We start from the raw sequence: 14064 nt of genomic DNA, 5'->3' as shown, positions 1-14064 counted from the left end.
GTACACCGACAAGGACTCAGATGACCCGCGTGATCGCCGGCCGGGCCGGCGGACGCCGCCTGGCCGTTCCGCCGGGCAACGGCACCCGCCCCACCTCCGACCGCGCGCGCGAGGGGCTCTTCTCCACCTGGGAGGCCCTGCTCGGCACACTGGAGGGCATCCGGGTCGCCGATCTGTACGCCGGGTCGGGCGCCGTCGGCCTGGAGGCGCTCTCCCGGGGCGCCTCGCACGCGCTGCTGGTCGAGGCCGACGCGCGGGCCGTGAAGACCGTCCGCGACAACGTGCGCGTACTGGGCCTTCCGGGCGCGGAGGTACGTAACGGAAAAGCGGAACAGATCATTGCGGGCCCCGCCCCCGAAACCCCCTTCGACGTGGTGTTCCTCGACCCGCCGTACGCGGTCACCGATGACGATCTTCGCGAGATCCTCCTCACACTCCGCACTCAGGGGTGGCTCGCCGACGCGTGCCTGGTCACCGTGGAGCGCAGCACCAGAGGCGGGGAATTCGGCTGGCCCCAGGGGTTCGAGCCGCTGCGGGCCCGCCGTTACGGCGAGGGCACGCTTTGGTACGGTCGCGCCGCCTCTACGTGCGAAGACGCACCATGACCGGGAGCGAGGGACTTCAGTTGCGCCGTGCCGTCTGTCCGGGATCGTTCGACCCCATCACCAATGGACACCTCGACATCATCGCCCGGGCCTCGAAGCTGTACGACGTCGTGCACGTCGCGGTGATGATCAACCAGTCGAAGAAGGGCCTGTTCACCATCGACGAGCGGATCGACCTGATCCGCGAGGTGACCGCCGACTTCGGCAACGTGGAGGTCGAGTCCTTCCACGGCCTGCTGGTCGACTTCTGCAAGCAGCGCGACATCCCAGCCATCGTGAAGGGCCTGCGCGCGGTCAGCGACTTCGACTACGAGCTGCAGATGGCCCAGATGAACAACGGCCTCTCGGGCGTCGAGACCCTCTTCGTGCCCACCAACCCGACCTACAGTTTCCTGTCGTCGTCGCTGGTCAAGGAGGTCGCGGCCTGGGGCGGGGACGTCTCCCACCTGCTGCCCGCGACCGTCCACGACGCCCTCGTGGCGCGGATCGCCGAACAGCGCTGAGCTGACTAACCGTCAGCTGGTGTCGGGCGGGCCCCGACTGGCCTTACAGTCGTCCCGTCCGTCTCCCAACCAGTCGTAGAGAGTGGCGAGCCCACGGTGGACGTGCAGAAGAAGCTGGACGAGATCGTCGACGTCGTCGCCGGTGCCCGCTCCATGCCCATGTCGGCCTCGTGCGTGGTCAACCGCGCCGAGCTGCTCGCGCTCCTGGAGGAGGTGCGCCAGGCCCTGCCCGGCTCCCTAGCCCAGGCCCAGGAGCTGATCGGCGGCCGTGAGCAGCTGGTCGAGCAGGCCCGCCAGGAGGCCGAGCGGATCATCGAGTCCGCACACGCCCAGCGCGGCACGCTGATCTCCGACACGGCCGTCGCCCGCCAGTCCCAGGACGAGGCCGACCGCATCCTCGCCGACGCCAAGCGCGAGGCCGAGGAGATCCGCGCCGAGGCCGACGACTACGTCGACTCCAAGCTGGCCAACTTCGAGGTCGTCCTCACCAAGACCATCGGCTCGGTCGACCGGGGCCGGGAGAAGCTCCTCGGCCGGGGCCCGGGCCTCGACGAGCAGGGGCAGGCGGACGCGGACGCGCCCGAGTACAGCGCGGACCCCCAGACGCTCATCCAGCGCGCCGACGAGTACGTCGACGCCAAGCTCGGCGCCTTCGAGGCCGTCCTCGCCAAGACACTGGAGGCCGTGGGCCGGGGCCGCGAGAAGCTGCACGGACGGATCGCCTCGGACGAGCTGGGTGCCCACATGGCCGCCCAGGACGCCGCGGGCGCCCTCGGCGGCCACACCAGCGACGCGGACTACCTGGCGGGCCTGGCCGAGCTGGCCGACCCGCAGCCGCAGACCGCACAGGTCCAGCAGCCCCAGCAGGCCGGGGTCCCCGCCCAGGTCTACGACCCGTACGGCTACGGACAGGCCCAGGCCCAGCCGCAGGCCCAGCAGGACCCGTACGCCTACCAGCAGCCCCAGCAGCAGTACGCCCAGTACGGCTACGACCCGCAGCAGCAGGACCCGTACGCCTACGACCCCCAGGCGTACGGCCGGGAACAGGGGCAGGGCCAGGCGCACGACCAGGGCCAGGCCCACCACGACCAGCAGGGCGGGCACGGCCAGGACTACGGCCGGCAGACCGCGCACCCGCAACAGCCCGCGCTCGACGAGACCAGCCTCTTCGACACGAGCATGATCGACCTCGAACAGCTGCGGCAGTACGAGCAGGGCCGCTGAGCGCCGCGCGCGAGGGGAGCCCGGGGCCGCACGGCTCCGCGCCCCCTCCGGGGCGGGGCCGTGGGACCGGATTGGGTCAAACGCGGCGCGTCAAGTAAACTGGCTCTTCGGTCGCGCGTACGTCCGCGATCAACGCTGCCCGCGCATCGCCGCACCCACGGCGACGCCTGGCGGCCAACCCTCCACGATCCGAAAGCGGGAAGAACCCTGAGTACGCACCTCGACCACCGCAACCCTCTCGTGTTCGACACACGCGAGCTGGGCCGGCGTCCCGGTGCCCTCCAGCGGATCTCCCGCACGGTCGAGGCGCCCGCCGATCTCGGGATCGACGGCGTCATCGGTGTGCCCCAGGGCGCGCCCGTGGAGATCCAGCTCCGCCTGGAGTCGGTCATGGAAGGGGTGCTTGTCACAGGCACCGCCCGTGCATCGGCCGAGGGGGAGTGCGTAAGGTGTCTGGAGCCGCTGGAGCTCGCGCTCGATGCGGACTTCCAGGAGTTGTTCTCGTACCCTGACGCCGACGACCGGGGCCGCAGCAAGCAGGCGGAGCCGGTCGACGACGCCGAGGACGAGGACGTCATGCCGCTCGAGGACGGAATGTTCGACCTCGAACCGGTGCTGCGTGACGCGGTGGTGCTCGCACTGCCGATGCAGCCGGTGTGCCGGGAGACCTGCCTCGGCCTGTGTTCCACCTGTGGATTCAGGCTTGAGGACGACCCCGACCACCACCACGACGCCGTCGACATCCGTTGGGCGGCACTGCAAGGACTCGCCGGGACCATCCAGGACGGCGAGAAGGACAACATGAGCGGCACTGCCTCTGACGTGCAGCGCGCCGCCGAGAAGCAGGAGAAGTAGCCGTGGCTGTTCCGAAGCGGAAGATGTCGCGCAGCAACACGCGCCACCGCCGGTCGCAGTGGAAGGCTGCGGTCCCCACCCTGGTTTCGTGTGAGCGTTGCCAGGAGCCGAAGCAGCAGCACATCGCGTGCCCGAGCTGCGGCACCTACAACAAGCGCCAGGTCCTCGAGGTCTGAGCGGCTGGTGAGAGGCCCGATGTCTGATCTGTCGAATGCCGGCGCCAAGAAGGCGGGCAGTAGCGACAACAACTCGGCCTCGTCCCACACGCTTCTGGAAGGGCGGCTCGGGTATCACCTTGAGTCCGCCCTTCTGGTGCGTGCGCTGACCCATCGTTCCTACGCATACGAGAACGGCGGTCTGCCGACCAACGAACGGCTCGAGTTCCTCGGGGACTCGGTGCTCGGTCTCGTCGTCACCGACACGCTGTACCGGACCCACCCCGATCTCCCGGAAGGCCAGTTGGCCAAGCTCCGGGCCGCGGTGGTCAACTCTCGTGCGCTGGCGCAGGTGGGCCGTGGGCTCGACCTCGGCTCCTTCATCCGGCTCGGCCGGGGCGAAGAGGGCACGGGCGGCCGGGACAAGGCTTCCATCCTCGCCGACACCCTTGAAGCGGTGATCGGCGCGGTCTATCTGGACCAGGGTCTCGGGGCGGCTTCCGAGCTCGTCCACCGGCTCTTCGACCCCCTGATCGAGAAGTCCTCGAACCTCGGGGCCGGCCTGGACTGGAAGACCAGCCTCCAGGAGCTCACCGCGGCCGAAGGCCTCGGCGTTCCGGAGTACCTGGTCTCCGAGACGGGTCCCGACCACGAGAAGACCTTCACTGCTGCCGCCCGCGTCGGTGGTGTCTCGTACGGCACCGGCACCGGCCGCAGCAAGAAGGAAGCGGAGCAGCAGGCCGCAGAGTCCGCATGGCGCGCGATCCGCGCGGCGGCGGACGAGCGGATCGCACGGGCGAAGGCGGAGGCCGAGGCCCCCGCGACCGAGCCGACCGGCGGGACGCCGACCCCCGCCGCCGACCCGGCAGCCTGACCGTTTCCTGAACCCCTGCCCGCACGGATTTCCGTGCGGGCAGGGGTTTTTCGCGCCCGCGCGCAATCGCCGCCGCCCCCCGGGCCCCCGGACCGACGTGCGGCCCCGGGGCATCAGCGAGGGGGAGGGGCGGGATACCCTCCAGGCATCCCGTCGTCCCGCGCCCCCGTGGAGGAGCCCGTGCCAGAACTCCCCGAGGTGGAAGTGGTCCGCCGTGGACTTGAGCGCTGGGTGGCCGGACGGACCGTGGACGACGTCGAGGTGCTGCACCCGCGCGCCGTACGCCGCCATCCGGCCGGCGCGGCCGACTTCGCGGCCCGCCTCAAGGGCCACCGGATCGGGGTCGCGCAGCGGCGCGGAAAGTACCTCTGGCTGCCGCTGGCCGACACCGGGCAGTCCGTGCTCGGGCACCTCGGGATGAGCGGGCAGCTGCTCGTCCAGCCCGAGAGCGCGCCCGACGAGAAGCACCTGCGGATCCGGCTGCGCTTCCAGGACGCGGCCGGCACCGAACTGCGCTTCGTCGACCAGCGGACCTTCGGCGGACTCTCGCTCCACGACAACACGCCCGACGGACTGCCCGACGTCATCGCGCACATCGCGCGCGACCCGCTCGACGAACTCTTCGACGACGCCGCCTTCTTCACCGCGCTGCGACTGCGCCGCACCACCGTCAAGCGCGCGCTGCTCGACCAGTCACTCATCAGCGGGGTCGGCAACATCTACGCCGACGAGGCGCTGTGGCGCGCCAAGTTGCACTACGAGCGCCCCACTTCGACGCTCACGCGCCCCAAGTCCGCCGAACTCCTCGGTCACGTAAGGGAGGTGATGACCGCGGCCCTCGCCGTCGGCGGCACCAGCTTCGACAGCCTGTATGTGAACGTGAACGGGGAGTCGGGGTACTTCGACCGCTCGCTCGACGCGTACGGGCGCGAGGGCGAGCCCTGCCGCCGGTGCGGCACTCCGATGCGCCGGCGCCCCTGGATGAACCGGTCCAGTTACTTCTGCCCGCGCTGTCAGCGCCCGCCGCGCGTCGCGTCGTAGCGCTCGCGCGCCTGGAGGACCGACGGCATCCGGTCCTCCATGAGGTGGATGAGGCCCAGCAGGCGTTCGGCGACCTCGGTGCCCAGCGGGGTGAGGGTGTAGTCGACGCGCGGCGGGTTGGTCGGCTGGGCCTCGCGGTGGACGAGCCCGTCGCGCTCCAGCGCCTGGAGTGTCTGGGAGAGCATCTTCTCGCTCACCCCGTCGACCCTGCGCCGCAGCTCGTTGAAGCGGAAGCCGCCCTCGTGGAGCGCGCCCAGGGTGAGGCTGCCCCAGCGGCCGGTGACGTGCTCCAGGGTGCCGCGCGAGGGGCACGCCTTGGAGAAGACGTCGAACGGCAGGTCCGCGGGGTCGGCGGTGGCGGTCTCTTCCATACCGTTCACCATACGACGAGACAGCGCTAACCAGAAGTTAGCGCTGTCCGTGTGTGAGCCGCAGGTCGGTTGTCGGGAGGCCCGGCTGTCAGAAGCCGAAGTCCTGCGTCCACCACGGGCCGCCCTCGCCGAGGTGCACCCCGACACCGAGGGTCTTGTAGTCGCAGTTCAGGATGTTCGCCCGGTGGCCGGGGCTGTTCATCCAGGCCTCCATGACGGCCTTGGCGTCCGCCTGGCCGCGGGCGATGTTCTCGCCGCCCAGGTTGCCGATGCCCGCCTTGGCGGCCCGGTCCCAGGGGCTCTTGCCGTCCGGGTCGGTGTGGTCGAAGAAGCCGCGCGCCGCCATGTCGTCGCTGAACGCGGTGGCCAGCGCCGCGAGCGAGGCGGAGGCCTTCAGGGGGCTGCAGCCCGCCTGGGCGCGCTGCTGGTTGACCAGCGACACGACGGTCGCCGCTGCCGCCTGTTCGGCGGTGGGCGCCTTGATCTGCGGCTGCTCGGGCACGACGGCCCGCGCCCGGGACGGGGACGCGGACGGCGTGGCCGTCCGGGGCGCCGCCGGGGCCGAGGACTTCTCCCGCGTCCGGGCCGGGGCGGGCGCGGCCGAGGACGGCTTCTGGGAGGGCGTGGCGGACGGGGAGGTGAGGGGGGCGTGGCTGCTCGGCGAGGTGATCGGCGCCGAGGGGGCCGCGCTGGTGGGCTGCGCGGACTGGCCGCCCTGCTGGCGCAGGTCGGAGCCGGCGCCGCCGGCCTGGACGTGCTCGCCCGTGGACCCGCCGTTGAGCTCGAAGGAGGAGCCGCCCGGCAGCAGACCGGAGGCTATGGCCACGGCGCCCACCGCCACGGCGGCGGACGCGCCGAGCAGACCGGTGCGCACGGGCACGACGGGCCGCTTCTTGGCGGGCTCGGCGGAGCGACGATGGCGTCCCACTGCGGGCCTCCCTTATTGCTTCAGTGCTTGTGGTTCCTGAGCCCCGGCCCCCGTCAGGGGTGACGGGCACTGGTCCGAACGGGTGAGGCTCATTGCGTCGGGACTGTACGCCATGACGCAAGAGGGCGAAGTGCTCCGTGAGCTATTGGCCGGTTAGCGTGCACCCATGAACGAAGATGCACGGCTCACCGCCTGGGTACGCGGCCGAGTACAGGGAGTGGGCTTCCGCTGGTTCACCAGGGCAAACGCTTTGGAGATCGGCAACCTCGTCGGGTTCGCCCTCAACCTCGACGACGGCAGGGTGCAGGTCGTGGCCGAGGGGCCACGTGATAATTGCCACCGTCTGCTGGAGTGGCTCAGGGGCGCCGACACACCCGGCAGGGTCGACGGCGTCACCGAGATCTGGGCCACACCGCGTGGCGGCTACGACGGCTTCGCCATCCGCTAGGGCCCCCGGGGCGCGGGCCGGGCGGCCCGGGGAGCGCCCATCGGTCGGCCGGTACCGGTCCGGGGCCCCTGACCTCGTACGACTTCGTTGTTGCCAATCCGGGCCGGGCGTGCAAGGCTGCCGCTAGAAGGATGATCTCCACGCCCCCAGGGCTCCGAGGAGAGGCCTCGCCGGACGCTTTCCGGCTCGACGGCCCCCGGATTGCCCGCCGATGCGGGGCGTGATCGTGTTGACCGTCAAACTTTTTGGTGAGACGCTGAAAGCCCCGCGCACCTTAGCTGTTTGGCATGAAGAACCGCAGTCGAAGTCCAAACATCGCGGGTGCGATTCCCTCACGACCCACACCGCTTCGGTCGGTCACTCATTGTGGAGGACCATCCATCATGGCAAAGGCGCTTCTCGGTTACGTCGGCGGTTCCGACCCGCGACTCCTCGCCGAGATGCGACGGCTCCAGCAGCGTGTCCAGGACCTTGAGTCCGAGCTTGTACGGATCCAGTCCGAGAAGGACGCGCTGTCCGCTGCCGTCGCTTCGCACCGCGGAGACTCGCTGCTCGAAGGCATCGACATCGACGTACCCCAGGCGGAGCCTGCGCTCACCTGACCCCGGGCCGCGCCCCGAGGCCCGTAGGTGAGAGTCCACTCTCCCGAGATAGATATGCAAGGGACGCCTCAGGCGTCCCTTCTTTCTTTCCCGGCCCTCACCCGGCCGCCGCCACTCCTCGTCTCCGCTCGTCTCCGCCCCCGCGTCCTTCTCATCGGTGTGCCCTGCGTGATCAGAGGTGAAACCGCCGGGGCTGTGCCTTCCCGGGGCGCGGACGGGGGCGCAGAGTAGAGTCCGACGGCGTGCACCTCAAGGCCCTGACCCTGCGCGGGTTCAAATCCTTCGCTTCTGCGACGACTCTGAAGTTCGAGCCCGGCATCACCTGTGTGGTGGGCCCCAACGGCTCCGGCAAGTCCAACGTCGTGGACGCGCTGTCCTGGGTCATGGGCGAGCAGGGCGCCAAGTCGCTGCGCGGCGGCAAGATGGAGGACGTCATCTTCGCCGGGACGACCGGCCGCCCGCCGCTGGGCCGTGCCGAGGTCTCCCTCACCATCGACAACTCCGACGGCGCCCTGCCGATCGAGTACGCCGAGGTCACCATCACCCGGATCATGTTCCGGGGCGGCAGCAGCGAGTACCAGATCAACGGGGAGACCTGCCGGCTCCTCGACATCCAGGAACTGCTCTCCGACTCCGGTATCGGCCGCGAGATGCACGTGATCGTCGGGCAGGGCCAGCTCGACTCCGTACTCCACGCCGACCCGATGGGCCGCCGCGCCTTCATCGAGGAGGCGGCCGGCGTCCTGAAGCACCGCAAGCGCAAGGAGAAGGCGCTGCGCAAGCTGGACGCGATGCGGGCCAACCTCGCGCGCGTGCAGGACCTCACCGACGAGCTGCGGCGCCAGCTCAAGCCGCTGGGCCGGCAGGCCGCCGTCGCGCGCCGGGCCGCCGTCATCCAGGCCGATCTGCGCGACGCCCGGCTGCGGCTGCTCGCCGACGACCTGGTGCGGCTGCGTGAGGCGCTGCGGGCCGAGATCGAGGACGAGGTGGCGCTCAAGCAGCGCAAGGACAGCGCCGAGGCCGAGCTGAAGGCCGCCCTCGCGCGCGAGGCGGAGCTGGAGGAGGAGGTCCGCGCGCTCGCGCCCCGGCTGACCGGTGCCCAGCAGACCTGGTACGAGCTGTCGCGGCTGGCCGAGCGGGTGCGGGGCACGGTCTCGCTCGCGGACGCGCGCGTGAAGAGTGCCACCGCCCAGCCGCCGGAGGAGCGCCGGGGCCGCGACCCGGAGGAGATGGAGCGCGAGGCGGCCCGGATCCGGGAGCAGGAGGCGGAGCTGGAGGCGGCCCGCGAGGCGGCCGAACGCGCCCTGGAGGACACCGCCTCCCACCGCGCCGAGCTGGAGCGGGAACTCGCGCTGGAGGAGCGGCGTCTGAAGGACGTGGCCCGGGCCATCGCGGACCGGCGCGAAGGCCTGGCGCGGCTGCACGGCCAGGTCAACGCGGCGCGGAGCAGGGCGGGTTCGGCGCAGGCGGAGATCGACCGGCTCGCGGCGGCGCGGGACGAGGCGGGCGAGCGGGCGGCGCTGGCCCAGGAGGAGTACGAGGCGCTGAAGGCCGAGGTCGACGGCCTGGACGCGGACGACCACGAGCTCGGCGAGGCCCACGACCGCGCCAGGCGCGAACTGGACGAGGCCGAGGCGGCCCTCGGAGCCGCCCGCGAGGCGGCCACGGCCGCCGAGCGCAGACGCGCAGCCGTGGCCGCCCGCCACGACGCGCTCGCCCTGGGCCTGCGCCGCAAGGACGGCACGGGCGCCCTGCTCGCCGCCCAGGACTCACTGCGGGGCCTGCTCGGCCCCGCCGCCGCCCTGCTCACCGTCGAGCCCGGCTACGAGGTCCCGGTGGCCGCGGCCCTGGGCGCCGCCGCCGACGCGCTCGCGGTGTCGGGCCCCGCCACCGCCGCCGAGGCGATCCGGCTGCTGCGCAAGCAGGACGCGGGGCGGGCCGCGCTGCTGGTGGGCGGACTGCCGGGACCCCAGGAGCCCGATCCCGTACGGCCGGGCGGGCCTCCGCGCGCGGCGGACCTGGTGCGCGGCCCGGCGGAACTGCTGCCCGCCGTGGGCAGGCTGCTGCGCGGGATCGTCGTCGTGGACACCCTGGAGGACGCCGAGGACCTGGTCCACGCCCGGCCGGAGCTGACCGCCGTCACCGCCGAGGGCGATCTGCTCGGGGCGCACTTCGCGCACGGCGGGTCCGCCGGGGCGCCCAGCCTGCTGGAGGTGCAGGCGTCCGTCGACGAGGCCGCCGCCGAGCTGGCGGAGCTGGCGGTGCGGTGCGAGGAGCTCGCCGGGGCCCAGCGGGCGGCCGGGGAGCGGCGGGCCCGGTGCGCCGAGCGGGTCGAGGAGCTGGGGGAGCGGCGCCGGGCCGCCGACCGGGAGAAGTCGTCCGTCGCCCAGCGGCTCGGACGCCTCGCCGGGCAGGCCCGCGGCGCCGCGGGCGAGGCCGAGCGCACGGCGGCGGCTGCCGCCCGCGCCCAGGAGGCCCTGGAGAAGGCGCTGGAGGAGGCGGAGGAGCTGACCGAGCGGCTCCTGGTGGCCGAGGAGATGCCGGTGCAGGAGGAGCCCGACACCTCCGTACGGGACCGGCTCGCCGCCGACGGGGCCAACGCCCGCCAGACCGAGATGGAGGCCCGCCTCCAGCTGCGTACGCACGAGGAGCGGGTCAAGGGCCTGGCCGGGCGGGCCGACGCGCTCGACCGGGGCGCCCGCGCCGAGCGCGAGGCCCGCGCCCGGGCCGAGGAGCGCCGCGCCCGGCTGCGCCACGAGGCCAGGGTGGCCGCGGCCGTGGCGGCGGGCGCGCGGACCCTGCTCGCCCATGTCGAGGTCTCGGTGGCGCGGGCCGAACGGGAGCGGACGGCCGCCGAGGCCGCGAAGGCCGCGCGCGAACAGGAGCTGGCGGGCGCCCGGGCCACCGGCCGCGACCTCAAGGGCGAGCTCGACAAGTTGACGGATTCGGTGCACCGCGGCGAGGTACTCGGTGCCGAGAAGCGGCTGCGGATCGAGCAGCTGGAGACGAAGGCGCTGGAGGAGCTGGGGGTCGAGCCAGCCGGGCTGATCGCGGAGTACGGGCCCGACCAGCCGGTGCCGCCGTCCCCCGCCGCCGAGGGGGAGGAGCTTCCCGAGGACCCGGACCACCCGCGCAACCGGCCCCGGAGTTTCGACCGCGCGGATCAGGAAAAACGGTTGAGGTCAGCCGAACGGGCGTACCAGCAGCTGGGAAAGGTCAACCCGCTCGCGCTGGAGGAGTTCGCGGCTCTGGAGGAACGGCACCAGTTCCTCTCCGAGCAACTGGAGGACCTGAAGAAGACGCGGGCCGACCTTCTTCAGGTGGTGAAGGAGGTGGACGAGCGGGTCGAGCAGGTGTTCACGGAGGCGTACCGGGACACGGCCAGGGAGTTCGAAGGCGTCTTCTCGCGGCTCTTCCCGGGCGGCGAGGGGCGGCTGATCCTGACCGACCCCACCGACATGCTCGCCACCGGGGTGGACGTGGAGGCGCGCCCGCCGGGCAAGAAGGTCAAGCGGCTCTCGCTGCTCTCGGGCGGTGAGCGGTCGCTGACGGCCGTGGCACTGCTCGTGTCGATCTTCAAGGCGCGGCCGAGCCCGTTCTATGTGATGGACGAGGTGGAGGCGGCGCTCGACGACACCAACCTCCAGCGGCTCATCCGGATCATGGAGGAGCTCCAGGAGTCCTCGCAGCTGATCGTGATCACGCACCAGAAGCGCACGATGGAGGTCGCGGACGCGCTGTACGGCGTGTCCATGCAGGGTGACGGCGTATCCAAGGTCATCAGCCAGCGCCTCCGCTAGGTCCCCCTAACCCATCTTCAAGTCTTGAACAAGCACGACACGCCAGGGTCGCTCAATTCACACCTCTCGCCCTATTGACTTCGGAACTTGAAGGCATAGTCTCTGCAACGTTGCTTTTTCCTTCAAGTGGTGGGTGACCCGAAGTTGTGCGCCACTTGAAGTGCCCCCAACGCCCGGCGACGCTGCCGGGCGGCCCCAGGAGTTCACGTGACCAGCACTACGCAGCCACCGGCCTCGGGAGCCCGCACGGCGCATCCCGAGCACCTCGCCCACGTCGTCTTCATCGCGGCGGCGGCAGCGATGGGCGGTTTCCTCTTCGGCTATGACAGCGCCGTCATCAACGGTGCCGTCGAAGCCATCAGGGGCCGCTACGACATCGGTTCCGCGGCGCTCGCCCAGGTCATCGCGATCGCTCTGATCGGCTGCGCGATCGGTGCCGCCACCGCGGGCCGGATCGCGGACCGCATCGGCCGCATCCGCTGCATGCAGATCGCCTCCGTGCTCTTCACCATCAGCGCCGTCGGCTCCGCGCTCCCCTTCGCCCTGTGGGACCTGGCCTTCTGGCGCATCATCGGCGGCTTCGCCATCGGCATGGCCTCGGTCATCGGCCCCGCCTACATCGCCGAGGTCGCCCCCGCCGCCTACCGCGGCCGGCTCGGCTCCTTCCAGCAGGCCGCCATCGTCATCGGCATCGCCATCTCGCAGCTGGTCAACTGGGGCATCCTCAACGCCGCGGGCGGCGACCAGCGCGGAAAGCTGATGGGCCTGGAGGCCTGGCAGGTCATGCTCGGCGTGATGGTCATCCCCGCCGTCCTGTACGGCCTGCTCTCCTTCGCCATCCCCGAGTCGCCGCGCTTCCTCATCTCGGCCGGCCGCGACGCGCGCGCCCGTGAGGTGCTCAAGGAGGTCGAGGGCGACATCGATCTTGACGCCCGCGTCGCCGAGATCGAGCACGCCATGAAGAGCGAGGAGAAGTCGAGCTTCAAGGACCTGCTCGGCGGCTCCTTCTTCTTCAAGCCGATCGTCTGGGTCGGCATCGGGCTGTCGGTCTTCCAGCAGTTCGTCGGCATCAACGTCGCGTTCTACTACTCCTCGACGCTGTGGCAGTCGGTCGGCGTCGACCCGACGGACTCGTTCTTCTACTCCTTCACCACGTCGATCATCAACATCATCGGCACCGTGATCGCGATGATCTTCGTCGACCGGATCGGCCGCCGTCCGCTGGCGCTCATCGGCTCGGTCGGTATGGCCATCGGCCTCGCCCTGGAGGCCTGGGCCTTCAGCTACGACCTCGTGGACGGCAAGCTGCCCGCCACCCAGGGCTGGATCGCCCTGGTCGCCGCCCATGTCTTCGTGCTCTTCTTCGCCCTGTCCTGGGGCGTGGTGGTCTGGGTCTTCCTCGGCGAGATGTTCCCGAACCGGATCCGCGCCGCCGCCCTCGGTGTCGCCGCCGCCGCGCAGTGGATCGCCAACTGGGCCATCACCGCGAGCTTCCCCTCGCTGGCCGACTGGAACCTCTCCGCGACCTACGTGATCTACACGGTCTTCGCCGCCCTCTCGATCCCCTTCGTACTGAAGTACGTCAAGGAGACCAAGGGCAAGGCGTTGGAGGAGATGGGCTAAACCCCGCTGCCCTCTCTCCTCGACACACGTACTGCCCCGGCTCACCCATGGAGCCGGGGCAGTACGTCGTCCGTGAACAGGCGCAGACTGCGCCACCCCTCCTCCAGCGGCATCCCGCCGCACAGCGGGTGCAGCACCAGGCTCTCGGCGCCCAGCGCCGCGCACTCCTCGGGCGTCACGATCCGGTAGACGCCCTCGGCGCGCAGCTCCCCGACCGTGGCGGCCGTCGAGCGGACCGCCGAGCGGATGTCCTTGGACTGCCAGGACGCGTACATCCGCGCCTCGTGCAGGAAGTGCTCCCCGTACAGCGCCCAGGCCCGGTCCGGGTCCTCGCTCAGATGGAGCAGCGGCGTGCTCGCGGCGGGCATCATCGTCCAGCCCTCGGTGCCGTGCGCCGCCAGTTGCTCGCGGTAGTACGCCTCCAGCTCCGGCAGGTGCGCGCTGGGGAAGAACGGCAGCCCCAGCCGGGCCGCCCGCCGGGCCGCCGCCTTCGACGAGCCGCCCACCAGCAGCATCGGGTGCGGTTGGGTGAAGGGGCGCGGGGTGACCCGCACGGTACGTCCCCCGTAGGTGAACGGCTCGCCCGTCCACGCCTTCAGCAGCGTCTCCAGCAGCAGGTCCTGGAGCTTGCCGCGCCGGCCCCACTCGACGCCCGCCTGCTCGTACTCCTCGGGCCGGTAGCCGATCCCCGCCACCGTCACCAGGCGTCCGCCGCTGAGCAGGTCGAGCACGGCGATGTCCTCGGCGAGCCGCAGCGGGTCGTAGAGCGGGCCGATGATCGCGGAGACGGTGACCGCGATCCGGCTGGTGGCCCCGAAGACCGCGCCGGCGAAGGCGAAGGGCGAGGGCAGCCAGCCGTTGCCGGTGCCGTGGTGCTCCTCGGTCTGCACGGTGTCGACGCCGTGCGTGTCGGCGTACGCGGCCATCTCCACCGCGGCGCGATAGCGGGCCGACAAGGGCTCGGGCGGCTCGTGCGGGGCCACCAGGTTCATACGTACGACGGTGAACGGCATGGCAAAGTCCCCCTCCGCCGGG

Annotated in this window: 14 protein-coding genes; 11 read left to right on the top strand and 3 right to left on the bottom strand. The window is 71.5% G+C overall.

The genetic code is table 11. From position 1 onward, the window contains the following. Positions 1-20: 20 nt before the first annotated feature. The 7 genes from rsmD to mutM all read left to right on the top strand — a co-directional run bounded on the left by rsmD (position 21) and on the right by mutM (position 5257). The gene (rsmD, locus tag ACZ5ID_RS11960; RefSeq protein ID WP_468896380.1) at positions 21-605 is read left to right on the top strand and encodes a 16S rRNA (guanine(966)-N(2))-methyltransferase RsmD; all 585 of its coding nucleotides are present in this window, start codon (positions 21-23) and stop codon (positions 603-605) included. A gap of 20 nt (positions 606-625) precedes the next feature. Then, positions 626-1108, top strand: coding sequence for a pantetheine-phosphate adenylyltransferase (gene coaD, locus ACZ5ID_RS11955; protein WP_358833541.1), 483 nt, complete (start codon positions 626-628; stop codon positions 1106-1108). 96 nt (positions 1109-1204) lie between these two features. Next, entirely contained in the window at positions 1205-2332 is a 1128-nt protein-coding gene (locus ACZ5ID_RS11950) for an ATP synthase F0 subunit B (protein ID WP_468896377.1), read from the top strand. Positions 2333-2539: 207 nt separating this feature from the next. Continuing rightward, positions 2540-3187 carry a YceD family protein gene (locus tag ACZ5ID_RS11945; RefSeq protein ID WP_468896929.1) on the top strand — a complete coding sequence of 216 codons (648 nt, stop codon included), beginning with the start codon at positions 2540-2542 and terminating at the stop codon, positions 3185-3187. A gap of 2 nt (positions 3188-3189) precedes the next feature. Further along, complete coding sequence (rpmF, locus tag ACZ5ID_RS11940; RefSeq protein ID WP_026165248.1) at positions 3190-3363, top strand: 50S ribosomal protein L32; 174 nt, start codon at positions 3190-3192, stop codon at positions 3361-3363. Positions 3364-3382: 19 nt separating this feature from the next. Continuing rightward, positions 3383-4216 (top strand): ribonuclease III, encoded by an 834-nt coding sequence (gene rnc / locus ACZ5ID_RS11935; protein ID WP_406556574.1) that lies wholly within the window; start codon positions 3383-3385, stop codon positions 4214-4216. A gap of 180 nt (positions 4217-4396) precedes the next feature. Further along, on the top strand, positions 4397-5257 hold the full coding sequence (gene mutM / locus ACZ5ID_RS11930) for a bifunctional DNA-formamidopyrimidine glycosylase/DNA-(apurinic or apyrimidinic site) lyase (protein WP_406555146.1): 861 nt from the start codon (positions 4397-4399) through the stop codon (positions 5255-5257). On the opposite strand, the gene ACZ5ID_RS11925 is transcribed toward mutM, so the two are convergent. After that, a complete protein-coding gene (locus ACZ5ID_RS11925; protein WP_468896372.1) occupies positions 5230-5628 on the bottom strand; it encodes a winged helix-turn-helix transcriptional regulator in 399 nt (132 codons plus the stop codon). The genes mutM and ACZ5ID_RS11925 overlap by 28 nt on opposite strands. Before the next feature lie 88 nt (positions 5629-5716). After that, positions 5717-6556: a CAP domain-containing protein gene (locus tag ACZ5ID_RS11920; protein WP_468896369.1), complete on the bottom strand. Its 840-nt coding sequence runs from the start codon at positions 6554-6556 to the stop codon at positions 5717-5719. A gap of 166 nt (positions 6557-6722) precedes the next feature. Between ACZ5ID_RS11920 and ACZ5ID_RS11915 the strand changes: the two genes are divergently transcribed. From ACZ5ID_RS11915 to ACZ5ID_RS11900, 4 genes are all read left to right on the top strand, one after another. Then, positions 6723-7004, top strand: a complete 282-nt coding sequence (locus ACZ5ID_RS11915) for an acylphosphatase (protein ID WP_468896366.1) — start codon at positions 6723-6725, stop codon at positions 7002-7004. A 383-nt stretch (positions 7005-7387) separates the two neighbouring features. Then, complete coding sequence (locus ACZ5ID_RS11910; RefSeq protein WP_067164723.1) at positions 7388-7606, top strand: hypothetical protein; 219 nt, start codon at positions 7388-7390, stop codon at positions 7604-7606. Positions 7607-7848: 242 nt separating this feature from the next. Next, positions 7849-11406 carry a chromosome segregation protein SMC gene (gene smc, locus ACZ5ID_RS11905; RefSeq protein ID WP_468896363.1) on the top strand — a complete coding sequence of 1186 codons (3558 nt, stop codon included), beginning with the start codon at positions 7849-7851 and terminating at the stop codon, positions 11404-11406. A gap of 207 nt (positions 11407-11613) precedes the next feature. After that, a complete protein-coding gene (locus tag ACZ5ID_RS11900) occupies positions 11614-13029 on the top strand; it encodes a sugar porter family MFS transporter (protein WP_468896360.1) in 1416 nt (471 codons plus the stop codon). Positions 13030-13070: 41 nt separating this feature from the next. Here the strand turns inward: ACZ5ID_RS11900 and ACZ5ID_RS11895 are convergent, their stop codons facing one another. Continuing rightward, entirely contained in the window at positions 13071-14042 is a 972-nt protein-coding gene (locus tag ACZ5ID_RS11895; RefSeq protein WP_468896357.1) for an LLM class flavin-dependent oxidoreductase, read from the bottom strand. Between the last annotated feature and the right edge of the window lie 22 nt (positions 14043-14064).

It is taken from the genome of Streptomyces sp. NPDC031670, assembly GCF_055580545.1.
This window is presented reverse-complemented; position numbering and strand designations above follow the sequence as displayed.